The organism is Vibrio sp. Vb1026 (assembly GCF_033338745.1).
Classification (GTDB): domain Bacteria; phylum Pseudomonadota; class Gammaproteobacteria; order Enterobacterales; family Vibrionaceae; genus Vibrio; species Vibrio alginolyticus.
The window spans coordinates 53,529-77,417 of the sequence record NZ_JAWOTH010000006.1 but is presented as its reverse complement, the minus strand read 5'-3'; the positions used below and the strand labels follow the sequence as shown (position 1 = coordinate 77,417).

At 44.5% G+C, this 23,889-nt stretch carries 26 protein-coding genes; 12 read left to right on the top strand and 14 right to left on the bottom strand.

What is annotated here, in order from left to right; all coding sequences use genetic code 11:
• Positions 1-108 precede the first annotated feature (108 nt).
• Positions 109-804 carry a tRNA (N6-threonylcarbamoyladenosine(37)-N6)-methyltransferase TrmO gene (gene tsaA / locus R7E47_RS11645; protein ID WP_005380294.1) on the bottom strand — a complete coding sequence of 232 codons (696 nt, stop codon included), beginning with the start codon at positions 802-804 and terminating at the stop codon, positions 109-111.
• A 123-nt stretch (positions 805-927) separates the two neighbouring features.
• On the opposite strand from tsaA, the gene R7E47_RS11640 reads away from it, so the two are divergent.
• From R7E47_RS11640 to R7E47_RS11630, 3 genes are all read left to right on the top strand, one after another.
• Positions 928-1,188: a type B 50S ribosomal protein L31 gene (locus R7E47_RS11640; protein WP_005380295.1), complete on the top strand. Its 261-nt coding sequence runs from the start codon at positions 928-930 to the stop codon at positions 1,186-1,188.
• A gap of 3 nt (positions 1,189-1,191) precedes the next feature.
• Positions 1,192-1,317 (top strand): type B 50S ribosomal protein L36, encoded by a 126-nt coding sequence (gene ykgO, locus R7E47_RS11635; protein WP_005380299.1) that lies wholly within the window; start codon positions 1,192-1,194, stop codon positions 1,315-1,317.
• Positions 1,318-1,546: 229 nt separating this feature from the next.
• A complete protein-coding gene (locus R7E47_RS11630) occupies positions 1,547-3,133 on the top strand; it encodes an AbgT family transporter (RefSeq protein WP_005380301.1) in 1,587 nt (528 codons plus the stop codon).
• 106 nt (positions 3,134-3,239) lie between these two features.
• Here the strand turns inward: R7E47_RS11630 and R7E47_RS11625 are convergent, their stop codons facing one another.
• The 8 genes from R7E47_RS11625 to R7E47_RS11590 form a co-directional block, all read right to left on the bottom strand.
• Positions 3,240-4,313: a hypothetical protein gene (locus R7E47_RS11625; protein ID WP_318084309.1), complete on the bottom strand. Its 1,074-nt coding sequence runs from the start codon at positions 4,311-4,313 to the stop codon at positions 3,240-3,242.
• Positions 4,310-5,422: an ATP-grasp domain-containing protein gene (locus R7E47_RS11620; protein ID WP_318084308.1), complete on the bottom strand. Its 1,113-nt coding sequence runs from the start codon at positions 5,420-5,422 to the stop codon at positions 4,310-4,312. The genes R7E47_RS11625 and R7E47_RS11620 overlap by 4 nt, the downstream gene beginning before the upstream one ends.
• The gene (locus tag R7E47_RS11615; protein ID WP_318084307.1) at positions 5,410-6,678 is read right to left on the bottom strand and encodes a F390 synthetase-related protein; all 1,269 of its coding nucleotides are present in this window, start codon (positions 6,676-6,678) and stop codon (positions 5,410-5,412) included. The genes R7E47_RS11620 and R7E47_RS11615 overlap by 13 nt, the downstream gene beginning before the upstream one ends.
• The gene (locus tag R7E47_RS11610; RefSeq protein ID WP_318084306.1) at positions 6,666-7,529 is read right to left on the bottom strand and encodes an MBL fold metallo-hydrolase; all 864 of its coding nucleotides are present in this window, start codon (positions 7,527-7,529) and stop codon (positions 6,666-6,668) included. The genes R7E47_RS11615 and R7E47_RS11610 overlap by 13 nt, the downstream gene beginning before the upstream one ends.
• Positions 7,498-8,484, bottom strand: coding sequence for an NAD(P)-dependent oxidoreductase (locus R7E47_RS11605; protein WP_318084305.1), 987 nt, complete (start codon positions 8,482-8,484; stop codon positions 7,498-7,500). Before R7E47_RS11605 ends, R7E47_RS11610 begins: the two co-directional genes overlap by 32 nt.
• On the bottom strand, positions 8,481-9,470 hold the full coding sequence (locus R7E47_RS11600; protein WP_318084304.1) for a ketoacyl-ACP synthase III: 990 nt from the start codon (positions 9,468-9,470) through the stop codon (positions 8,481-8,483). Before R7E47_RS11600 ends, R7E47_RS11605 begins: the two co-directional genes overlap by 4 nt.
• Before the next feature lie 194 nt (positions 9,471-9,664).
• Entirely contained in the window at positions 9,665-10,114 is a 450-nt protein-coding gene (locus tag R7E47_RS11595) for a YaiI/YqxD family protein (protein WP_005380310.1), read from the bottom strand.
• A complete protein-coding gene (locus tag R7E47_RS11590) occupies positions 10,111-10,404 on the bottom strand; it encodes a hypothetical protein (protein ID WP_005391777.1) in 294 nt (97 codons plus the stop codon). The genes R7E47_RS11595 and R7E47_RS11590 overlap by 4 nt, the downstream gene beginning before the upstream one ends.
• A gap of 932 nt (positions 10,405-11,336) precedes the next feature.
• Between R7E47_RS11590 and R7E47_RS11585 the strand changes: the two genes are divergently transcribed.
• A complete protein-coding gene (locus tag R7E47_RS11585; protein ID WP_025768243.1) occupies positions 11,337-11,822 on the top strand; it encodes a GNAT family N-acetyltransferase in 486 nt (161 codons plus the stop codon).
• On the opposite strand, the gene R7E47_RS11580 is transcribed toward R7E47_RS11585, so the two are convergent.
• Positions 11,782-12,081 carry a DUF3301 domain-containing protein gene (locus tag R7E47_RS11580; protein WP_005380315.1) on the bottom strand — a complete coding sequence of 100 codons (300 nt, stop codon included), beginning with the start codon at positions 12,079-12,081 and terminating at the stop codon, positions 11,782-11,784. The genes R7E47_RS11585 and R7E47_RS11580 overlap by 41 nt on opposite strands.
• A gap of 13 nt (positions 12,082-12,094) precedes the next feature.
• Complete coding sequence (locus tag R7E47_RS11575; protein ID WP_017636035.1) at positions 12,095-13,132, bottom strand: DUF3549 family protein; 1,038 nt, start codon at positions 13,130-13,132, stop codon at positions 12,095-12,097.
• A gap of 76 nt (positions 13,133-13,208) precedes the next feature.
• Here R7E47_RS11575 and R7E47_RS11570 point away from each other — a divergent pair, with 76 nt between their 5' ends.
• On the top strand, positions 13,209-13,523 hold the full coding sequence (locus tag R7E47_RS11570) for a YqcC family protein (protein WP_005391784.1): 315 nt from the start codon (positions 13,209-13,211) through the stop codon (positions 13,521-13,523).
• Positions 13,524-13,527: 4 nt separating this feature from the next.
• Positions 13,528-14,310 carry a tRNA pseudouridine(65) synthase TruC gene (truC, locus tag R7E47_RS11565; RefSeq protein ID WP_258456788.1) on the top strand — a complete coding sequence of 261 codons (783 nt, stop codon included), beginning with the start codon at positions 13,528-13,530 and terminating at the stop codon, positions 14,308-14,310.
• Between the two features lie 67 nt (positions 14,311-14,377).
• Here truC and R7E47_RS11560 read toward each other — a convergent pair whose 3' ends face one another.
• The 3 genes from R7E47_RS11560 to map form a co-directional block, all read right to left on the bottom strand.
• Positions 14,378-14,761, bottom strand: a complete 384-nt coding sequence (locus R7E47_RS11560; RefSeq protein WP_005380322.1) for a DUF3461 family protein — start codon at positions 14,759-14,761, stop codon at positions 14,378-14,380.
• Between the two features lie 142 nt (positions 14,762-14,903).
• Positions 14,904-17,528: a bifunctional uridylyltransferase/uridylyl-removing protein GlnD gene (gene glnD, locus R7E47_RS11555; protein ID WP_017636037.1), complete on the bottom strand. Its 2,625-nt coding sequence runs from the start codon at positions 17,526-17,528 to the stop codon at positions 14,904-14,906.
• 108 nt (positions 17,529-17,636) lie between these two features.
• The gene (map, locus tag R7E47_RS11550; RefSeq protein WP_104975539.1) at positions 17,637-18,515 is read right to left on the bottom strand and encodes a type I methionyl aminopeptidase; all 879 of its coding nucleotides are present in this window, start codon (positions 18,513-18,515) and stop codon (positions 17,637-17,639) included.
• Positions 18,516-18,899: 384 nt separating this feature from the next.
• Between map and rpsB the strand changes: the two genes are divergently transcribed.
• The 6 genes from rpsB to R7E47_RS11520 all read left to right on the top strand — a co-directional run bounded on the left by rpsB (position 18,900) and on the right by R7E47_RS11520 (position 23,844).
• Complete coding sequence (gene rpsB / locus R7E47_RS11545) at positions 18,900-19,628, top strand: 30S ribosomal protein S2 (protein ID WP_005380327.1); 729 nt, start codon at positions 18,900-18,902, stop codon at positions 19,626-19,628.
• A gap of 132 nt (positions 19,629-19,760) precedes the next feature.
• Positions 19,761-20,606 carry a translation elongation factor Ts gene (tsf, locus tag R7E47_RS11540; protein ID WP_005380328.1) on the top strand — a complete coding sequence of 282 codons (846 nt, stop codon included), beginning with the start codon at positions 19,761-19,763 and terminating at the stop codon, positions 20,604-20,606.
• Between the two features lie 147 nt (positions 20,607-20,753).
• Entirely contained in the window at positions 20,754-21,479 is a 726-nt protein-coding gene (gene pyrH / locus R7E47_RS11535) for a UMP kinase (RefSeq protein WP_005380329.1), read from the top strand.
• 100 nt (positions 21,480-21,579) lie between these two features.
• Complete coding sequence (frr, locus tag R7E47_RS11530) at positions 21,580-22,137, top strand: ribosome recycling factor (protein WP_005380330.1); 558 nt, start codon at positions 21,580-21,582, stop codon at positions 22,135-22,137.
• 96 nt (positions 22,138-22,233) lie between these two features.
• On the top strand, positions 22,234-22,989 hold the full coding sequence (locus tag R7E47_RS11525) for an isoprenyl transferase (protein ID WP_005380331.1): 756 nt from the start codon (positions 22,234-22,236) through the stop codon (positions 22,987-22,989).
• A 12-nt stretch (positions 22,990-23,001) separates the two neighbouring features.
• Positions 23,002-23,844, top strand: coding sequence for a phosphatidate cytidylyltransferase (locus tag R7E47_RS11520; RefSeq protein ID WP_005385351.1), 843 nt, complete (start codon positions 23,002-23,004; stop codon positions 23,842-23,844).
• Positions 23,845-23,889 lie beyond the last annotated feature (45 nt).

The following is a 23,889-nucleotide window of genomic DNA, read 5'->3' as shown; positions in this document are numbered from 1 at the left end:
ATTTATCCGTTTATTTAAGTTAGATACTCAAGCTTGAATAAGCAGGAGTATGGGAGTTCCCTAAAGGGAAATTTGTTAGCTGTCTATAATATCAGCCAATTGCGTTTGTCAAAAGCTTTCAATAGCGGTAACCGTTATTAAGTTGCTTGTTGCTGTGAACTTTACGTTCAAGTCGAACAAATTTACCGCATATTCTTTGTCGTCCGGCTTGTTTTTCTTATATGCAGGGCGAGGATCTTGTGCCAGAACTTGTTCAATGACTGATCTTACATAGTCAGTATCGGATCGATTTTCTATCGTTGCTAATGCTTGAGCAGAAAAGGTGACTTGTGACTTTTCTGGCTCTTGGTCTGCGTATCCGCCTTGTGCTTCCGAAATAGAATCCGAATAGGGGATATAAGGCTTAATATCCACAATCGGTGTCCCATCCACGAGATCTACACTGCCTAAATCAAGATAGATTTGATCGCCTTGCTTAGTGACTCCTTTCACTTCAACGGCTGACATTCCGATTCCGTTTGGACGGAAAGTCGAGCGCGAGGCAAAGACACCAATTCGTTCATTGCCGCCTAATCGTGGCGGACGTACAGTTGGTTTCCAACCAGCTTCCAGATTCTGATCAAATAGAAACAACAACCAAACGTGAGAGAACTGTTCTAGCCCACGCACTGCTTCAGGGCTATTTGCTGCACCTAACAGTTTTACGCGTGCTTTAGCCTCTGGTACTAAGCGTGGTTGGCGCGGAACTGCAAACTTTTCTTTGTACGGTGTCTCAATGACGCCGATGGGTTCGATGGAATACATGGTGGACATCTTTAAGAATTCATTGAGATGAAAAGTATCACAAATTTCTCTTGCTTTTCTTGTTGATAATGATTATTAATTAAAATGTTATAACATAACAATTCAATTAAAAGGAAAAGTATTATGAAACCAGGAATCCACCCTGAATATCGTCCTGTGGTGTTCCACGACACCAGTGTAGATAAGTACTTTGTCGTTGGTTCTACGTTGAAAACGGAGAGAACCATAGAATGGAAAGATGGCAAAACTTACCCTTACTTTACGTTAGATGTGTCGTCAGCTTCTCACCCGTACTACACCGGTAAACAGCGCGTTGTACAAACCGAAGGTCGCATTGCGAACTTCAACCGTCGTTTTGGTCAATTTAAGAGCGAAAAGGAATAAATCATGAAGGTAGTAAAATCATTAAAAAGTGCAAAAAGTCGTCATCCGGATTGCCAGATTGTAAAACGGAGAGGGCGTCTTTATGTCATTTGTAAAACGAACCCGAGATTCAAAGCTGTGCAAAAGTAATCAACCTGCATATATCTAACTTATGGTTTTGTTTAATTGATAATGTTGATTTAATTATCCTACATGGATGAAATATCTACATTTTTATTCAATGTTGGTTATAAATGCCTCTGTTTGTCACGGTTTGTAACATTTAGGGCTTTTATTTGACCTTCTACTCAAGTACCCTTCGCACGCTTTTTGACATTTTTGTCACATTTGCATAGGAATAAAAACAAGGAGGGAACAGATGAGTTCATCTGATTCAATTAAACAAAACTCGCCTAAGAAGCCGCTGTTTACGCGCTTTTTGGATACTGTCGAATATTTGGGGAACTTATTACCCCACCCGATCACACTATTTGCCATTTTCTGTTTAGCCATTCTGGTGATGTCGGGTATTGCAGGATACTTCGAAGTTTCCGTAGTTGATCCTCGTCCTGAGGGTGCAAAAGGTCGTGCCGCGGATGGCATGATTCATGTCGTTAGCTTGCTTAACGCTGATGGCCTTGAACTAATCGTTACCAATCTAGTGAAAAACTTTGTCGGCTTTGCACCTTTGGGTACGGTATTGGTTGCGATGTTGGGTGTTGCTATTGCTGAATACTCAGGCTTGCTATCTGCAGCAATGCGTGGCTTAGTAATGGGTGCATCTCAACGCATGGTAACAGTGACGGTCGTTTTCGCGGGTATCATTTCAAATACGGCATCAGAGCTTGGCTATGTGGTACTTATTCCACTGGCTGCAATGCTGTTCCATTCTTTAGGTCGTCATCCACTTGCCGGTCTTGCTGCGGCGTTCGCTGGTGTATCTGGTGGTTACTCAGCAAACCTACTTATTGGTACGGTTGACCCGCTGTTGTCAGGCATTACTGAAACGGCGGCGCAAATGATTGACCCAACTTACACTGTTGGTCCAGAAGTTAACTGGTACTTCATGTTTGTGTCGACATTCTTCATTGCAATCACAGGTGCGTTTGTTACTGAAAAAATTGTTGAGCCAAAGCTTGGCAAATACAGTGAAGAAGAAGCCTCAGAAGATTTGTCGAACGACAAAATGGGTGGCTTAACAGACATTGAGAAGAAAGGCCTAAAACTAGCAGGTGTTGCTGTACTGGTTGTTTCAGCGCTGCTTGCTTGGACGGTTGTTCCAGAAGACGGCATTCTACGTTCTGATGCAGGTACAATTGCAGGTTCACCATTCCTGAAAAGTATCGTGGCATTCATCTTTGTGTTCTTTGCTATTCCAGGCTTTGTGTTTGGTAAAGTTGTTGGCACGATGAAGACGGATCGCGATGTAATTGATGCAATGGCGAAATCTATGTCTTCTATGGGCATGTACATTGTATTAGTTTTCTTTGCGGCTCAGTTCGTTGCTTTCTTTAAATGGACTAACTTCGGTCAGGTATTCGCGGTTGCTGGCGCTAGCTTCCTGCAAGAAATTGGCTTAACTGGCCCAATGTTGTTCTTTGCCTTCATCCTGATGTGTGGATTTATCAACCTAATGATTGGTTCGGCATCGGCACAGTGGGCAGTAACGGCTCCGATTTTTGTTCCTATGTTGATGCTTGTTGGTTATGCACCGGAAACGATTCAGGCTGCTTACCGAATTGGTGACTCGACGACAAACATCATTACTCCAATGATGAGCTACTTTGGTTTGATTCTTGCCGTAGCGACTCGTTACATGAAGAACTTAGGTATCGGTACGCTGATCGCGACCATGCTACCTTACTCAATCTGCTTCATTGTAGGTTGGAGTGTGCTGTTCTACCTATGGGTATTCGTATTTGGTTTACCAGTAGGCCCTGGCGCAGCAACATACTACACACCGTAGAAAACGGTTACCTCACACAGCTCCATTATAAAAAGCCTGCGAACGTCGCAGGCTTTTTTATCGATTGAGACTGTGTACGCAGGCTTACCTGATTATAGATGTCGGTTTATAGCTGAAAACGCATCAACAAAGGGCGATAAAAGTGCTGAGTGAGCCAGCATAAGCTTTTCCAAATTATGCGTTTGTACCAAGGTAAGTGCGCAATATAAACATAGCTAAATTCAATTTCTGGCCGGGCTTTTCTGTTGCGTTTAAAAGCCGGAGCACCTGAGCTCATATTAAAGCGACGCTGGAATATCATTGCGTGGCGGATGGTATAGGCCGATATTCGACGATACAATGCGAGGCGTTGTGGCTTATTGGTATCGTAGCCAAAAATTGGGCAAGTCATATCATTATCAATTTCTACAATGCCTAACGTAGCCAGCATCTCTTCTTGATAAAACAGTCCCACTAACTGTACTAATTTGTTCTGGCTCGCCTGTTTTAAATATTGGGTTGAAAACTGTATGTTATTGAGGCTGTATTTATCAAGGTAAAGCATGTCATATAACTCTTTGGCACGCTGAAACTCTTCATCAGTGGTCAGTGGCCTAAACTGCCAATCTTTATCATTAAGCAGTTTGAAGTCTTTCGTTAAATCTCGGTTGAAGCTGAACGCTTGCCAATCATCAAGTAAATACACTTGTCGTGTTACCAAGCTTTGCCATTTTGGCTGCTTCAATCGCTGAATTAAGTGTAAATGCTGACGCTGGTTGAGGGAGCGAAGCACCAAGGGAAAGGTGGGGTATTGATCGAGTGCGACGCGACGCAGTTCATCGAGATTTAAGGCTGCCCATTGTTCGCTATACATATTGGTGGACAAGCACTGATTGTTGAGCGTTTGGACTTGATCCAATCCAGCCAGTGATAAGATTGGTTTAGTCATATTAATAAGTAACTTACATACCCATCGAACAGCCACATTTTTGACTTTGTGAAGCTCTTCTTCGGCGTAGCCACTAAGCAGTGTCATAGGGGACACGGCATAACAGTTGTTTGGTATTTTTTGTGTTACGGAGTAGGGAATGGCAACATCATCGATATAGTAGCAACCAAAGCTTGCTGTGCATTCATCAATGGGATTCGACTGCATAAGAGTGAAAAAAGTTTTATGCCATTCTTGAGAGGAAAGTGTCATGAGTTCAATGCCTCTCCATTCCACTCAATATCAACGGTAGAAGCGTCGCTCCACTTCGTCTTGTTCTGCCTAGCTAACCGGAGTAATTCAAACATACTCCGGATTTGGCTCCCGGCCGGTAAGTTATGCTGTTGCATCACATTCACTCCAGACCACCAATCTTGCCAAGTTCGAGCCTTGAACAGGGATAATCCACCTGCCGCGATGAGTGTTATTGGACCTAAATGATGCAATCGCTGCTTGGAAGGACTGGTAAACTCCATATTAGGAAGCAGTTGGTTGCATCGAGACGAGAGTAGGTGCAAACCACTGGTGGCTCTTGGGTTACATTCAATCACGTAGAGTTCATCTTGTGATTTGATGAAGTCAAACGACACTTGCCCATGATAAGTATGACGTTTACCAAAAGCTGCGATAAATGTATCTAGTCGTTCGCACGAGATCGGCTGAAAAGCACTGGCGGCCGAGCTGTTTACACAGTATTTCGGTACATAAGCTTGGTGTGCTTTAAGTTCACCATGTTCAAAAATGGCATAGTTACACACCGGAGTCCCATGGATTTTTTGTTGCTGAACCCAAGGGTAAAGGGGCGATATCGTGGCGGCAGAAATAGACTGAGTTGTCACATCTCTTATGACTTGCCCGCCAAACCGAGAGTAAACGGGCTTTAGAACGGTTCTCTTATTAATTTCAATCTCACTTTTATCAGCGACCAAACGAGTTTTTGGAAGTGTGATTTCTGGCAAACTTTGAAGCTGTTCAAAGACGGTCAACTTGTTGTGCAGGGCATTGAGTAGTCCCACATTGGGCAGAAAAAAATCTACTTCTGGGCATTGTTTGGCAACATGAGCCAAGTAATACACTTCTTCACAAGTGGGTATCACTATATCAATACGCATCTGAGTAATGATTTTTAGGATCTGCTGTTGATAGGTGGAAAACGCAAATCGAGGCGAAGCGGTGGGGATATAAGACTCAATGCCTCGCAAAAACGATCCTAGAGGTTTTTTTAGCGAATCGGTGAGAGTTACGTCATGTCCATGATGCATACACATGGTTGCCCACTCTAGTGCAACTGGTGATCGGGCTCCGGTGATTAAGACCCGCATATGTTCACCACACGTCGTTGTTTATTCATTGGCGTCCAAATAGGCGCAGGGCGGTAACTAAATCTGACAGGATCAAGCCGCAATTGGTCAAACAACTTTATCAAGGCTTGATGTATAACCCGATGGTGGTGAACATCCGCTTCAATTTGAATGGCTTGTGACCCTGTTTGGGTGATTCGGTAATCCACGCGACTTTGGGCGGATAGTGTTATAGCGCGGTAGATGAGATCTGGTAACACCGTCACTGGGACGTGGTTTGCGTTTAGCGTGAGGCGATCACCACATCGTCCGGCAATTGCGCCAAGAGGTTCAAATACGCCATTATCCTGTTTATTCTCAATAATATCGTCGAGCTGATAACGAATAATGGGCTGAGTTTTACGACGAAAATCCGTAATGATTGGGCTGTAATGAGTACGTTCGGTATTCAGCCAATGTTTTTCGATGTAAATAACATCTTGATTCCAGCGCATTTGTCCATGCTGATCAGTACATGCAAGAAAACCTTCGGTACATTGATAGACTTCGTGGAGTTCGCTGTCGAACCGTTGAGAAATAAAGTGACGGTCACTCTCAGTTAGGACTTCTGCACCAGAAATGATCCGCTGTGGTTGAATTTCGGGTTGACCAAATTGACCGCTGAACTGGGCGCAGAGCTGAAGAGCTTGCGCACTACCAACCAAAAGCGTGGGTTGGAACTCATCTAGCTCTTTTATCCATTCTTGGTAAGGTTTGGTTAAATCGGCATAAAAGAATGTAACAGGCCCTTTCGCGACGGATTTATACAGTGGGCTGTTGGCCCGCAAGGCTAGTGCAATTCGGTGCTTTTGCCATAGGTTGGGCAAAAGGCGAGCCAATATATTGCCGGCCCACAGTTGTGTTTCCTGCTTGTCAGCAAGAAACAACCCGCGCATGCCTGATGTGCCCGAAGAAAGCCCAACAGTAACATCGCCAACTTTCGAAGCGGCGAAGTTGCGTGACTGTTCTGCTTCGAGTGCTTGTTGCATTAGCTGTTCAGCATCTAAGCCTTTCGTATTCAACTCCGAGAGGTTCTCCATCATGGTTTGCTTATTCGTGATAGGGAAATCACCGAGTGCTGCACCTTGAAGTGAGCGGTAATACGGTGAATGACAGCATACCCATTCCAGGTGTTGTGTTAAATGTTGTTGCTGCCACGCTTCGACTTGTTCCCTTGAGCCGAAGGGGCGGTAGCGGGTTCGCCAGAATTCTGAGATAAGCGTTCTCACTTCATCCATCCTTCTTTGATTAGCTGCTGGATAGTTTCCTGACAATGTGAAGGTACGAAGCGAACAACGTGGTGGGTTTGTTGGTAGCAACTTCTCAACTCGGAGAGGGTGTTTTTATAGGCTTTTGTATCATCGCAAAGCATGTTCGCCAGCCAATGCTGATCGATATTTTCACTCAAGCTCTCGATTAACCAGCATGCATCGGCGAGTAAGAACAGCCAGCTTTGGTCTCTTTTAACCAGCAAGCCCACTTGGCCAGCGGCATGGCCTGGCAAGCTAACCATATAAATAAGTCCATCGTCGAACATGTCTTTACAGAGCAAGTTAACCCCTTGGCACTGAGGAAGAATTTGGCTGATTGGCACAGAAAAATCACCATGAATGATGAAGTTAGATTCTATTTGTGGAGGAAGCAGAGCTTTTAGGTACCCTTTTCTTACGCCTCCAATTCGACCACTTTTAGTAATCGCATCTACCCCTTTTTGTTGGCAATGCAATTGAGAGTGAGAAAACTCAGACACGGCCGCAATGTGATCAGCATGGAAGTGGGAGAGCACTAAGTGTTCAATATCATGAGGTTTGAGACTTTCTTTTGCTAACTGCGCAACAATTCCGTGTTCTTTTTTATAGCGACAAGGTGTTGTCCAAGCATAAAAACGTTCAGGGAAGGGACGAGTCGCGCTAAAAAAATGCTCGTGATATCCCGTGTCAAACAGGATGTTGCCTTGTGTTGGGTGCTGAATTAACGCAACGGCTGCCGGAAATGCTCTAGGCTTGATACCAGAACCTGGTTTGACAACAAAGCCTGGGTGTACGCAGTGTCCAGCCTCAAAGATTTTTATTTTTAGACCAGTTTGCATACTGCTGTATTCCTTCTTGAATTGAAAAAAGCGGTTGATAATTCAGTGTTTGTTTAGCCTTGCTGATATCCAGAGTTTGATGATAGTTAAATAATCCTGCGCTGTATGAGGTGAGCCTTGGTTCTGGCTGATGTGGTAGGTGCCTTCGTATTTGCTCACTGAGCTTTAATAATGGTGATACAACGCCATATGGTAATGATTGTAACGTTACTTTTAGGTTTAACCCCTCACATAAAGCTTGCAGAACAGTCTCAATTGGCATTGGTTCGTTGTTGGAAATGTTGAACACATCACCATGCTGAAGTCGGTCTGCCTGAGTGCAAGCGAGCATCGCTGCATGGGCAACGTTATCGACATAAGTCAGATCAACCACAGGATTTCTACCCGATGGCAGAAGCAGAGTGTTGTTTTTTATCGCCTTAAGCACTCTTGGGACAATCGCGCGATCATTGGGTCCAAAAATGCCACGCGGTCTTAAAATGATCGCTTTGCTTTGGCCTTTTACGGCTTCAATTTCCGATAGGTATTTTGTGTGTGCATAATCATTACACCAGTATGAAGCTATGGCGTCGGTTTCTCGAATATTCCAACGGTCTTGATGGTCAAAGTAGACGCTGGTGGAGGAAATATGGATAAAACGCGAGATTTGATGGGTATTAGCCGCATTGACGAGGTTTTTGGTGGCATCTACATTGGCTTGATAAAACGCCTGCCATTTTCCCCATGGGCTTGAGAGAGCGGCACAATGGATGATTGCATCCATACCTTGGCATACCGCATGAACTGCTGAGTGGTCTCTTAAATCGACTGTATGTGGGATAACATCGAATTGCTCGGCGAGTTGTTTAGCGATGACTGTATTTCGTGCTGTAAAATGCAGTTCATGCTGCTGGTGAAACATTCTCAGAATTGCGCTACCCAACATCCCGCTGCCACCAGTGACCAATATCTTCATAGTTTTAGCACTCCCATCCCTAGTGACAACCCTGCGGCGGTGCCAGCTAATAACACATGTTTTCCTGCGGTTTCTGGCTGATTACGCAGCCAGTGTAAGTTAATTGGGAGTGAGGCGGCGACTTGGTTTCCCAAAGTCGAAAAGTGATTAACGGTTTTCTCTGTTGGTAGCCCGGTGAGTGAAGGCAGTTTTTTTAATCCATGCGCGCTGGCTTGATGAGGAAGAAAATAATCAATATCGCCGAGTGTTACCGGAGAGGCGTCAAACCCTTTTTTTAGAAACGCTGGTAAGGCGTTACGCACATGTTTAAAGAGTGCTTTGCCCTCCATCTCAAACTGGCAACTTTTTAAATAGGCTTGATGCTCGGAGGTATGCGGATTGATATGACTACCTCCGCCCTTAATTTGACAAAATGAATACCCCGTATGATGCGTTTCAAAGTGACTGGTGAGCAATCCATCATCGTTGCGTTCTTCGAGCAAAAATGCGGCGGCACCGTCTGCGAATAGCGTTGCAACTTCTGGTTTGAGCGTAAAATTTCGATTCAGTGTGATGCCAGTGGCGAGTTCGCTGGTGACAATAAGAATCCGACGGTATCGTTTTGCTAATAATAGACTTTGGGCAAGATCAAGCGCAGAGAGAAAGGATAAACAGGTGCTGTTCAAATCAAAGCTTTCTAGCCATGTTGGAGCGTCTAACGCGGCGAGAACCGCTGAGGCGTCGTAGGGTAGAGACTGGTGGTGTGTGCCGCTAGCGTAGATAAGAAGATCAACGGAGCTTAAGGTATGTGTGTTTCCTAAACACTGCTCTATTGCCTGCACCGCCATGTAAATAGCGGTCTCTTTTGTATTGGCTACATGACGATATTCAACGTCGAATTTATTTCGGCAGGTCCCTGGCGCTAATTTTAGGAAGCGATCCATCTCTCGATCAGACCATTGATTCGTTGGCAGGTAGCTTCCACTGGAAACGATGTTAAAGCCCATTATTCTCTATACACTTATTAAAAACGTCGTTCAAAATAAACCACGTTGCATATTGAAGCTATGGCGAGCGAGATGAAAAATAAACAGAACAAAACAAATGGGAGTAAGAGCACGCTTTGGGTGCAATGCTGAGAATGAATTTTCAGGAATGAGCCAGGCTTTGATTTGCTGGCTCAATATGAATAGAGTGAGGGTTACTTCTTGAATTTCGCCAAAATACGATCCAAATGGTTTGCAAATTCGCGTCGATCGGTTTGAGAAAGCGCGGCGGGCCCACCTGTCTGAATTCCGCTTGAACGCATGGTTTCCATAAAGTCGCGGATATTTAGGCGAGCTTTGATGGTGTCTTTTGTATAGAGCTCGCCACGAGAACTGAGGGCTTGAGCGCCTTTAGAGATGACCTCATCTGCAAGCGGAATATCTGACGTGATCACCAAATCGTTGGCTTCTACACGCTTGACGATTTCGTTGTCTGCGATGTCAAATCCCGCAGGGACTTGCAGCGAGTGGATGTTGTCTCTTTTCGGCACAGGGACAACGTGGTTAGCGACAAACGTACATTCAATCCCCGTACGCTCGGCGGCACGCACAATGGTTTCGCGAATAACTTTCGGACACGCGTCTGCATCTACCCATAACTTCATGATGATTTCTCACTGAGTTTCGCTTCTAACTCTTCAATACGAATGGCTAGCATTTTTACGGTGCGTTCTAGGGCTTCAAGACGATCATTATCGGTGTGGTGCTGTGCTGCGATTTCAACCTTGGGTACGCGTTGAGCACTCTTCCAACTTTTTATTGCGGTGATTAACGCTGGCATTGGAACTGGCGTTTTCAATCGTGCTTTCACTAACGCTACGGTTGGCTCTTTTCCTTGTTGTTGCAACTGTTCCATTGCCGCTTCTAATTCTTTAGTAACGTCTTGAGTTAACATTTTTAATCCTTAACAACGATATATCTATCATCATACGTTGAGTGCGCTGATTTGGCGAATGGCATTTTGGAGAGTGTAGTGTGAGAGATCTCTTACATAGGTTGTGAGAGAAAACGATTTCGTAAGCGGAAAAAGAGAAGATAAAGAGCTTAAGTTTATGATAAATAATGATTTAACAACTTGTTAACCAATGTGAGGACCAAATATTTATCTTGGATAGATTGTCTATTTTTGGAAAAGGCGTAAATTGAGAGTTGTCAGCAGGAAGCAGACATGGAACAGGAAAGCACCAAGGATTTGGTTATCGTCAGGAAGACGATTTGGTTGGTCAGGATGATTAATCAAGCATGGAGCGTAGGACATTGTAAGGATACGATCATCAATAGGATGTTGATGACTAAGGATAGACAATGGACCCCTCTAGGATTGAGGTTATGGACAGCATCAGGAAGATGCAAGGGACACCGCTCAAGGAACAAGTGACGTGTGCTAACGAGGAATGTTAGCAGTCAGGATGATAAGGACACCGCTAGGACGGCGACGTAAGGAATAAGCTGACGGAATCAGCCACTATTATGGATGATGCATGGAGCACTTTTAGTAGCCGGACTGCTGCGAGTAAGACCATGACCCCGATACTTATGTGTCGGGGTCTTTCTTATATAAAAACGATATCCAGCGTTCTCATTGAATTAAGCATCTCGATGTTACTTGGGGATATCAATATCACAAAATATATAAATTCCTAATAACACTTAATAAAAAACAACTCAGATCAATATCCTTTCCAACCAGTTGGTTTAACTTTCGGCTTCTCTACAAGGTGTTATGCCCGCAATCATTGAGCATGTTCAGCTCATCGAGTTTGTGATCTGCGGATAGATTAAGTTTGTTGTAATCAAGGAACAGATGTGGCCATAGTAACCAGAAGAATGCTTCTTCTACCCTACAATGAGTCGTTGCAACTAGAATTCGTCATGCTGAATTGCTGTGCGAAAAACCGTGCTGAATTGAATGGTCCGTATACAGTTGCGTCTGCCAAACAGATGTTTGAGAAAATACTGGATGATGAGAACATTTATAGTATGGCAGTGCTAGAGAGCACCAGTCGTGACTATATGGGGCACGTGTTTATTGCTAATCTCGATTCCGAACCTGAATTAGGGTTTATTTTTGATAAATCATATTGGGGTAAAGGGTTAGCAACAGAAGCACTAAAAGCATTTTTCCCCAAAGCGTGCCGTGAGTTGGGCTTGAATAAGGTGAAAGCTAACGTGAATAGCAATCATCAGGCTTCTATGGCGGTACTGAAAAAGCTGGGATTTGTTAAAACAAAAGAAAGTAAGGATGTATATGGTCCTTACTTTGAAATGGAATTTACAAGCGATGCGGTGGTAGGTGAAAGTTCTGCGGCCTGAAACCGACCATGGTTAACTCTCCTTGGTAGCAATCGTCACCAAGAGATGAAAACTCAAATTGATACACCGTATGCCAACGCCAGACTCCGTCTGGCGTTTTTAGTTTATGGGCACCAAAGGCGATGCTGATTAATTGGAGATCCAATTGCTCACATTTACGCGTGATGGCCGCTTTTGCGAGTTCGGCTTGGCGACGCTGTTGCCAAAACAGGTAACAGAAAAAGCAGAGCCCTAAAATTGCTAAAAGATCACCAATCATTCCTGAACCTTTCTTAGCTTTTTGTTGCTTGTTGTAAGCTTACTAGCGCATTTGCTAGTTCCTCTGATGGGTTTGAATGCAGCAAAGGCAATAACACCATTCTTAACTCTGGCAGCATCACTAAATCGGCAAATAACTGATTAAATAGGGCTTGATTACCGGTTTGAGCTAAACGCAGCAAAAACTGTTCTGCTACCTTTTCATTGGCGAGTAAGTGCCAAGCGCGACCCGCCACACCAATCAATACCTCCTGATGGCTTAAACGAGGGCTATGCAATATCGCATCTAATACTGGAGAGGCGACTTCTGTTGGCGCACCAGCAAGGGCTCGGATAAGTGCTGAAAGTAGGAAGAGATCAGGTTCGCTACTTGCGATTTCTTGCTGTGCCTTTTCCGCGATACGTTCTGCTAAACGCTCTTGAAGCTCTACATGCTCAAGCGCACCTAATAGGGCATAAAGTGGCTCATTTGGTAGGTGGTTCAACGCTTTGCGTATCATTACCCCGTTTTGCTCTTTGTCCAAACGAGCGGCCATGTCGGTGATCCCTTGCAGACCTACGGTTTGCCAATTATCCCAGCCTAAACCACCTGAAAAGTAATGCTGAGTGTGCTCATAATATTGGCTGGTAGGAAGATCGAGGTTCGCGCGGACCTGGCTATGAAACACGGCCATTTTGTCTTCGGAAGGTTTGAACGTATATGGGTTATTAGACAGCTTTTGCTGTTGCTCTTCAGAGATATCACCATTGAGGCGTGTTCCCATGGCTTCCACTACGTATTTAATGAAATTGCCGATATCTGATTGCTTTAACAAACCGCGCTCGTCCAATTCAAACTTTAGAAACCAAATCCAAGGTTGCTTTTGTTCATTCCAATAAGCGATGGCAAGGTGTGCTTTACGCTGCATTGGGAATGGGTACGGTGCTTGACCTTTTTCTACATCGGCAAACTCTTTCTTAGCGATGGTTTTGATACGACGACCAAGATCGAAGATTTGATAATCACAGCGGCTGTTGTTCAACAGTTGAGTGAGGGTTTGAATGTTTTCCATTAAATACGACGTCCTAACGTTCTTTTCACAAGAAATGGTATCATTCTCGGCTAATTCAAGGTTCGAGATAGAATTAATGGTAACAAATACTCAATTGGTCGACTTACTTCACCAACTTGAAACGCAGCTTAAAGAACATAAGTTGTGGCAACACACTAGGCCTTCAGAGCAAGCCTTACAAAGCGTGGAGCCATTTGCGATTGATACATTGCATCCTCATGAGTGGTTGCAGTGGATCTTTATAGACAGAATGCACGTGCTAGTGGAAAACAACCAACCATTGCCAAGAGGGTTTTCTCTCGAGCCCTATTTTTCAGAAGCGTGGAAGCAGGAACCGCAGTTCGCAGAGCTGCTTGTTACAATCCGAACCATTGACGAACTGTGTAAGTAAACGAATGCTAGAACAAGAAATAGCGCGATCTTCAGAACCAGTTGAGCTGGAGATCGTTTATCAGGATGAATATTTTGTAGCGGTCAACAAGCCTGCAGGCATGTTAGTGCATCGCAGTTGGTTAGATAAACACGAAACTCAGTTTGTCATGCAAACTTTGCGCGACCAAATTGGTCAGCATGTGTTCCCATTGCATCGTCTGGATCGTCCAACATCTGGTGTGCTCGTGTTTGCGTTGTCGAGTGAAGTCGCATCACAAGTCATGCCGATGTTTGCTGAACATAAAATGGAAAAGACATACCACGCAGTAGTACGCGGTTGGATTGAGGAAGAGGGCATCTTGGATTACGCACTCAAAGTGGAGTTAGACAAGATTGCGGATAAGTTCGCTTCACAAGAAAAAGAAGCGCAAGAAGCGGTGACGGAATATAAGCCGTTGGCTAAAGTGGAGGTTCCCTATTCGACGGGTAAATTTCCTACAACGCGTTATTGCTTAGTTGAGATGAAACCTAAAACGGGGCGTAAGCACCAACTTCGTCGTCATATGGCACATCTACGCCATCCGATCGTGGGTGATACAACGCACGGGGATGGAAAGCACAACAAGCTGTATCGCACAGAGTTTGATTCTCATCGTTTGCTACTGCATGCTTCAGAGTTACGGTTTGTCCATCCATTTACCGATCAAGAGATTGTCATGACGGCCAATCTTGATGAAACTTGGCAGCAATTGTTTACTCGATTTGAGTGGGATGAACCGATAATCGGCGCAGTTAGATCTAGATAATGATTGAGTACAAATAAAAAGGGTTAGCATCAATGCTAACCCTTTTTAATATTTAAGACTTAACGTTTTACTTTAGTTTTTCAAGATCCGCTTCGATCTCTGCGATCTTGCTCGAAACGACTTTTTCTAAATGACGAAGGTCTGAAAGAATTTTCTCTTTTACATCAACCTCAGGTTGTTTCGTTGGCTTAGTGATTTTATTCAGTTCATCAATGACTAATGTGAGGTTACGGTTGATTTCCGTTACTTCTTTATATTTGTGACTGCCACTGTCCACAAGAACATTTTTGATTTGGCGCGGGTATTTGAATTTAACGCTTTTAGCGAACAGTTCGCCTTTTTGCTTGTGGAAATAGATCTTGAGTACGTCTTTGTGTGCTTCTTGGCGTAGGGAATAACGTTCAATCTGCTTAGGGTCGTGAATACCCAAACCAGTGAGGTGGGGATACATAGGCTACCTCTATTACATCGAATTGATATTGATATAACTGTAGCAGCCTATGTATGAGCTAGATAGCTGATATTTAGCCAAAATGCTTAACTTGTGGGCAAGATCGCTCTCGCCCTGAACCGAAAAGATTGGCAGGTTTGATCTAAGCTGCGACCTCATCAGATAACTTTTCGATCAATCTCTCTCTTAGCTCATCCTGTTGTTCTTCACTTAATCTTCCCCCTGCATCACTGGTTAAAATAAACAAGTCTTCTGCTCGCTCACCAATGGTGGTGATTTTTGCACCATGAAGGTTGATATTTAAATCAGCAAACGTACGGCCTACTTTGGCCAACAGCCCTGGTGTGTCTAGCGCGACAAACTCCATTAAAGTGTGTTTTTTACCTTTGGTTGGTAAGAAGTCGACTTTGGTTTTCACGTTAAAGTGCTGAAGTTTGTTCGGAGTACGGCGCGTTTTAATCTTGGTTGGTCGGCCTGCCTCCAGTACATGAGTGAGGTGTTTAATCACCGCGGCGTGACGAGACTCATCGATCGCTTCGCCATGTTGATCGAGTACCATAAAGGTATCAATCACGTGCCCATCTTTGCTGGTCATGATTTGCGCGTCGTGTACATTAAAATTACGCCTATCTAACTCCGCCACGACTGTCGCAAATAAAGCAGGCTGGTCTTTCGTATATACAAACACCTCAGTGCCGCCACGAGTGGCTTTTTTACTGATCAACACCAAAGGCTTAGTCGGATCTTCCATGCGAAGTAAGTGTTCGCAGTGCCACGCGATTTGCGTATGGGTATGACGAAGGAAGTAGTCAGCTTTGAAGCGTTGCCACAATACTTCAATTTCGCGCGCGGCAAACCCCTCTTTGCGCAGCATTGCGGAGGCCATTTGTTGATTGTGGCGAATTCGCTCACGCACATCGACAGGGTTCTCTAGGCCTCTACGTAAAGCACGTTGTGTGGAGTAATACAGCTCCGCAAGTAAAGTTCGTTTCCAAGCATTCCAAAGTTCTGGGTTCGTTGCACAAATATCTGCAACTGTCAGGCATACAAGATAATCGAGAGATTCTTCGTCTCTGACTTTTTTGGCGAATTCGGTAATGACATCGGGATCATAAATGTCTCGGCGCTGTGCGGTGACAGACATTAATAGATGATGTCTTACCAACCAAGCGACAAGTTTGGCCTCGGGCTTCGATAAGCCATGCTCAATGCAGAAGTCGTACGCTTCTCCTTCACCGATAATCGAGTGATCGCCGCCACGACCTTTCCCGATGTCATGGAAAATAGCGGCAATAATCAGCAGTTCTTTCTTTTGCATCCGAGGGTAGACGTCACAGCAAATAGGGTGCTTCGCATGATTTTCTGGGTCACTAAAAGTGTTGATGTGTTTAAGTAAGCGAATACTGTGCTCATCAACCGTGTAGGCGTGGAATAAGTCAAACTGCATTTGACCAACAATCTGACTCCATTGCGGTAAATAGGCCGCCATAACCCCTAATCGGTGCATGAGGCTGAATGCTTTGTGCAGAGCATTAGGGTGACGACATAACGCCATGAACTTTTCACGTGCAGCAGGAATGGTGTGCAAAAACTTGTTGAGCCGACGGCGAGCGGTGCGCAGTTGACGCAGCGTTGGTGGGCTCACCCCTTCAATAGTTGAGTCGTTAGCAATATGTAAGAACATATCCAGAATAGTTTCTGGGCGAGCTTGGAACAATGCGGGTTTCCGCGCTTCAATTAAAGAACCGCGACGTTGAAAGTCCGTATCGAGAATCTCGGCACTTTCTGTTGCCCCACCATTAATGATCGCTTGGTCAAAGAGTTTGAGTAGCATTTTATTGAGCTCTGCCACACGACGAAGCGTGCGGTAGAACTCTTTCATCATCATTTCTACGCCTCGATTGCCTTCTCCGACGTAGCCTAGATTTTCCGCAACTTGAGCTTGATGGGCAAAGGTCAAGCGGTTGTCATAGCGGCGAAGCTCCATGTGCAGAGCGAAACGTACTCGCCAAAGGAAGTCCTGACATTCAACCAATTCTCGGTATTCTGCGTCAGTTAAAAATCCGTATCGGCTCATTTCTAACAATGAAGTCGCACCAAAGTGACGTCGAGCGACCCAGCTTAATGTATGAATATCGCGCAGCCCGCCAGGGGTTGATTTAATGTCCGGTTCTAAGTTGTAGGTCGTGTCGTGGTAACGTGCATGGCGTTCGCGCTGCTCTTGAATTTTAGCGCGGTAAAACGTCTCACTTGGCCAGAAGGAGTCTGATAACACGACTTTCTTCAGTGCCTGAAAGGTGTCCTCGCTTCCACACAGCAGTCGCGCTTCTTGCAGGTTTGTCGCGACCGTTAGATCGGCTTTACCAATTTCAGCACATTCAGTAACGGTGCGAACAGCGTGTCCGACCTCGAGTTTTAAATCCCACAACAGCGTAATGAATTCGCTGATTTTTGCTTCTAACGCGGTTGGCAGTTTATTGTTCGACAGAATCAAAATATCGATATCGGAGAGCGGATGCAGCTCGCCTCGTCCGTAGCCACCAACGGCAACTAGGGAAATGTTGTAAATATCCTTGAAACCAAAATGTTGCCACAAACGATTGAGAAGCAGATCCATATATTCAGCTCTGGCTAAAACCAAGCTTGTTACCGGATGATGATTGAGAAACTCTTGGTTTTGATTAGAGCTAAACTTCTCTAATTCTTGTTTGAGTTCACCGATATTGATTTGTTCATCGGAAAAGGTAAGAGGGGACTGAAGTGTCATATTTGCCATCCGTGCAAGCTAATCTAATAACAATCTAACAAATTTGCGGCAGATAAAAAATATCCCCGCCGAAGCAGGGATATAGTAAACAACGAGTGGTCGTCAGCTTTACACGTTTTTCATTAGGCGAGGAATCGTATCGTCGCTACGAAGCGTCAGTACTTCACAACCTTCTTTTGTTACAACAATGGTATGTTCCCATTGCGCAGAGTTCTTGCCGTCGCCCGTGTAAACAGTCCAGTCATCTTGTGCATCAACAGAGCAACCAAATTTACCTGCGTTAATCATCGGCTCAATAGTAAAGCACATGCCTTCTTTTAATACGCGGCGGTCTTTGTTCTTGTAATGAACCACTTGTGGTTCTTCATGGAACTCATCGCCGATACCGTGGCCACAGAAGTCTTTCACAATAGAAAACTTGTTGCGAGGATTGTTCTTGTTATTCTCTTTGATGTACTTCTCGATAGCTGTACCGATGTCACCAACCGTTGAACCTGGCTTAACGGTACGCATACCAACGTACAGTGCTTCTTGAGCTACCATGCACAGACGTTTGTTTGCAGGCGAAACATCACCGACTAGGAACATCTTAGAAGTGTCACCATGGTAACCCTGAGGACGCACGCTCAGATCGGCATTCTCATCATTTGGAACGATTACGGTAATATCAACGTTTAAGATGTCACCATCTTTTAGTACCGCCGGCTTCATTTGGCCGTTGCTACCGATTTCGTCTTTTTCCGCTGGAATACCGTGGCATACGATATGGTTGATTGAAGTACAGATCGACTTAGGGAAACCATGGTAATCAAGCGGAGCAGAGTATGCACCTTTTTCTAGAGCGTACTCATGACAGATTTTGTTTAACTCTTCTGTCGTCACACCAACTTTGATGTGTGGTTCGATCATTTCTAGAATCTCTGCGGCTAGCTTGCCCGCAATGCGCATGCGTTCTATTTCTTCAGCAGTTTTAATCTTGATTGACATTGGCTTTCTCTACTTATTCCTAAGCACGTAAACGTGCGAATGGCCGCATTCTATCAGACATCGGGGCGTTAACCCAAGTTAGATAGGAATATGCATCATTCTTAATTCGATCATATGTTTAAAGTTTTGCTTATAAATAGGAGAAAGTGGCTCGGTGAAGAAATAATTTTTACTAGCCACAGTGAGCTAAAATATGGTATAAAGCGCGCCGGAATAGAGGACTGTTCTCTTCGTTTAGCAAAGTTAAGCGGCGAAGCAAGCTTCATCCGAATAACCTTTTATCTTTAAATCACACACATTCCGTCACATATTCCGGGGTGCTGAGCAGAAGCTTGGTCGGAGTTATGGGGAATGTGGAGGCCTAACCCCATAGAGGATTTTAAAATGGCAACTGTATCAATGCGCGATATGCTAAAAGCTGGTGTTCACTTCGGTCACCAGACTCGTTACTGGAACCCAAAAATGAAGCCATTCATCTTTGGCGCTCGTAACAAAGTTCATATCATCAACCTAGAAAAAACTGTACCAATGTTCAACGACGCTCTAGCTGAACTAGCTAAAGTTGGCGAGAAGAAAGGTAAGGTTCTATTCGTAGGTACTAAGCGCGCTGCATCTGAAGCTGTTAAAGAAGCTGCAATCGCAAGCAACCAGTTTTACGTAAACAACCGCTGGTTAGGCGGTATGCTTACAAACTACAAAACAGTTCGTCAGTCTATCAAGCGTCTAAAAGAACTAGAGACTCAATCTCAAGACGGTACTTTTGACAAACTAACTAAGAAAGAAGCTCTAATGCGTACTCGCGAAATGGAGAAGCTAGAGAAATCTCTTGGTGGTATCAAAGACATGGGCGGCCTACCAGACGCTCTATTCGTAATCGACGCTGATCACGAACACATTGCAATTAAAGAAGCTAACAACCTAGGTATTCCAGTATACGCTGTGGTAGATACTAACTCTAACCCAGACGGCGTTGACTACGTAATCCCAGGTAACGACGACGCGATCCGCGCTGTACAGCTATACCTGAACGCTGCTGCTTCAGCAGTATCTGAAGGTCGTAACAAAGACGTAGCTGCAGTTGCTGAAAAAGACGGTTTCGTAGAAGCTGAATAATAGCGGCTCTGTGTCACACTTGGTCTATGTGAAACCTTTGTGTAGCATAAACTAAGTTATAGTTAGCAATGGGGGCCGACAATGTTAGGCCCCTGTTTTTTACCTTATTTCGAATCAAACGAGGAAGACAGAATGGCAACTGTAACTGCTGCTCTAGTTAAAGAACTTCGCGAGCGTACTGGCGCTGGCATGATGGAATGTAAGAAAGCGCTTGTAGAAGCAAACGCTGACATCGAACTAGCAATTGAAAACATGCGTAAATCTGGCGCAGCGAAAGCAGCTAAGAAAGCTGGTAACGTTGCAGCTGAAGGCGCAATCATCATCAAAGAAGAAAACGGCGTTGCTGTTCTTCTTGAAGTTAACTGCCAAACTGACTTCGTTGCTAAAGACGGTAACTTCACTGCATTCGCAGAAGAAGTTGCAGCTGCAGCTCTAGCTTCAAAAGCTTCTGTTGAAGAACTACAAGCACAATTCGAAGACGCACGTGTAGCTCTAGTAGCTAAAATCGGTGAAAACATCACTATCCGTCGCGTAGAATACGTTCAAGGCACTGCAATCGCTTCTTACCGTCACGGTGAGAAAATCGGTGTTGTTGTTGCTGGTGAAGGCGACGCAGAAACTCTTAAGCACGTTGCAATGCACGTTGCTGCTTCTAAGCCTGAGTTCGTTAACCCAGAAGACGTACCAGCTGACGTAGTAGAAAAAGAGAAAGCTGTTCAAGTTGAAATCGCAATGAACGAAGGCAAGCCTGCTGAAATCGCTGAGAAGATGGTTGTTGGCCGCATGAAGAAATTCACTGGCGAGATCTCTCTAACAGGTCAAGCTTTCATCATGGAGCCTAAGAAAACTGTAGGCGAAATGCTGAAAGAAAAAGGCGCTTCAGTTTCTACGTTCGTTCGCCTAGAAGTAGGTGAAGGTATCGAGAAGAAAGAAGAAATGAGCTTCGCTGAAGAAGTTGCAGCAGCTCAAAAAGGTTAATCCTTAGAGACTGTATAAAGATTAGACCGTAGCCAAGGCTGCGGTCTTTTTATGAGCAGTGAACGATTAGCCGTGATGAATAGCCATAACTGAAGTTGTGTCTATTCATGACTGTTAATCAACAACTCTCTTTGGAAGGTAAACTCCATGACTACGAACCCTAAACCAGCGTATCAACGTATTCTATTAAAACTGAGTGGTGAAGCTCTTCAAGGTGAAGACGGTTTTGGTATTGATCCTGCGGTCCTTGATCGTATGGCACAAGAAGTTAAAGAACTGGTTGAACTGGGTGTTCAGGTTGGTGTAGTTATCGGTGGCGGTAACTTGTTCCGTGGTGCAGGCCTAGCTGAAGCTGGTATGAACCGCGTAGTTGGTGACCACATGGGTATGCTTGCTACAGTAATGAATGGCCTAGCGATGCGTGATGCTCTTCACCGTGCATACGTAAATGCGCGCGTTATGTCTGCAATCCCTCTAAAAGGCGTATGTGACGACTATAATTGGGCTGATGCGATCCGTGAGCTTCGCCAAGGCCGAGTTGTCATCTTCTCTGCTGGTACTGGTAACCCGTTCTTTACAACGGATTCTGCTGCTTGTTTACGTGGTATCGAAATTGAAGCGGATGTTGTACTAAAAGCGACGAAAGTTGATGGTGTATTTACTGCTGACCCTGTAGCAAACCCAGACGCAGAGCTGTATGATAAGCTATCTTATGCAGAAGTTCTGGATAAAGAGCTGAAAGTTATGGACTTGGCGGCGTTTACGCTAGCTCGTGACCACAAAATGCCAATCCGCGTATTTAATATGAACAAGCCAGGCGCACTACGTCGCGTGGTAATGGGCGAAGCAGAAGGCACGCTCATCAACGAATAAGCTTGGCTTAAGGTGCCACTCCAAAGCGTTAGGGTGGTGCTTGCTTTGCTCAACCGTTTTAGGCTTTCTTCAGGAAAGATGACATTTTTAAGGTGAAACTGTGATTAACGAAATCAAAAAAGACGCGCAAGAGCGCATGGATAAAAGCGTTGAAGCGCTTAAGAACAACCTTTCTAAAATTCGTACAGGTCGTGCACACCCAAGCCTACTATCTGGTATTTCTGTAGAATACTACGGTGCAGCAACACCTCTAAACCAAGTAGCAAACGTTATTGCTGAAGATGCACGTACACTTGCAATCACGGTTTTTGATAAAGAGCTGACGCCGAAAGTAGAAAAAGCGATCATGACGTCTGACCTTGGTCTAAACCCTATGTCAGCTGGCACTATCATCCGCGTTCCACTTCCACCGTTAACGGAAGAACGTCGTAAAGACCTAGTTAAGATCGTTCGTGGTGAAGCTGAAGGTGGTCGTGTTGCTGTTCGTAACATCCGTCGTGACGCAAACAACGATCTTAAAGCGCTTCTAAAAGATAAAGAAATCTCTGAAGATGAAGATCGTAAAGCACAAGACGAAATTCAAAAGCTAACTGACGTTGCAGTTAAGAAGATCGATGAAGTTCTTGCTGCAAAAGAAAAAGAGTTGATGGAAGTTTAATACTCCCACACACATCACTGTTGGAAAACGCTGTGCTCACAGCTCAGCGTTTTTTTATGTTAGTCTATCCAACTGATGGAACTCAATTAACTCCCTATGCAAAATTCTCAAGCCTTCTCTGATTCCCTTCCTAAGCATATTGCCATCATTATGGACGGTAATGGCCGTTGGGCTAAGTCCAAAGGAAAACCTCGCGTATTTGGTCATAAAAAAGGCGTTAGTGCCGTTCGTAAGACCGTGGCTGCTGCTTCAAAACTAGGCATTAGAGCCATGACGCTGTTTGCTTTTAGTAGTGAAAACTGGCGTCGTCCGGAGGAAGAAGTGGGTCTTTTGATGGAACTGTTTATCACGGTCCTGTCTAGTGAAGTAAAAAAACTACACAAAAATAACTTACGGTTGCGCGTGATCGGTGATACCAGTCGATTTAGTGAGCGTCTACAAAAGAAAATTGTAGAAGCAGAAAACCTAACGGCAGATAACACGGGTATGGTGATCAACATTGCAGCCAACTATGGCGGTAAATGGGACATCACAGAAGCTGCTAAAACGTTAGCGCTAAAAGCACGTAACGGTGAAATTCGTGTAGAGGATATCAATGAGCAGCTAATCACTGAGCATTTGACCATGGCAGACCTACCGGAAGTGGATCTTTTAATTCGCACCAGTGGAGAGTGCCGCATCAGCAACTTTATGTTGTGGCAAATGGCTTATGCAGAAATGTACTTTACACCAGAGTACTGGCCAGAATTCGATGAAGACAGTTTGGTAGAAGCTGTGACTTGGTTTATCAACCGAGAACGTCGTTTTGGCTGTACAGGTGAACAAATAAAGGCATTGATGGCAGCTCAATAAGGACTAGTTAGTTTGAAACAGAGAATAATAACAGCACTAATTTTAGCTCCCCTGGTTATTTTAGGCATTTTTAAATTACCGCTAATGGGCTTTATTGCCGCTTTAACTGCAATAACGCTATTAGGTTTTTGGGAGTGGACTCAGTTTACAGGAAGCAACTCTCGCATTGCTGCCCTTGTGCCGGCAATCATTATTACCGGACTTAGTTTTCTATACATCTCGCCTGATGCATATAGCCTCAATCACTTAACGACACCTCATTATGTCGTCTTGGGTATTGGTTTTGTTTGGTGGATTATTGCTAGCTTAATGGCGATTACTTACCCCAAAACGACGAAATCTTGGCAAAGTAATTTTGTTTTACGTCATGTATTTGGTTTTCTGACATTAATCCCATTCCTTTGGAGTGTGATTATTCTCAGAGCGTATGACATCACTGTAGATCCATACCACGGCGCAAAGCTTGTGTTGTACGTTTGTTTCTTGGTATGGGCTGCAGATAGCGGCGCCTACTTTGCAGGCAAAAGCTTAGGCAAACGTAAGATGGCTCCTCATGTAAGCCCCAATAAAACTATTGAAGGGCTAATTGGTGGCATTATCACGGCATTAATCGTAGCGTGGGCATTTGCTGATTGGTTCGACATCCAGTTCACTAGCCCTGTTCATATGGTGCTGATTACGCTGGTTACTGTCGTTATTTCAGTGCTTGGTGATCTGGTTGAAAGTATGTTCAAACGTGTCTCAGGCATTAAAGACAGCAGTAACATTATCCCAGGGCACGGTGGTGTGCTAGATCGTATCGACAGCCTAACCGCAGCATTCCCAGTTTTTGCTCTTCTTTACTACGTATTCTAATTTATCAGGAGCGGCGTCGTCGCTCCTGAGCTTTCTAACGGTCTT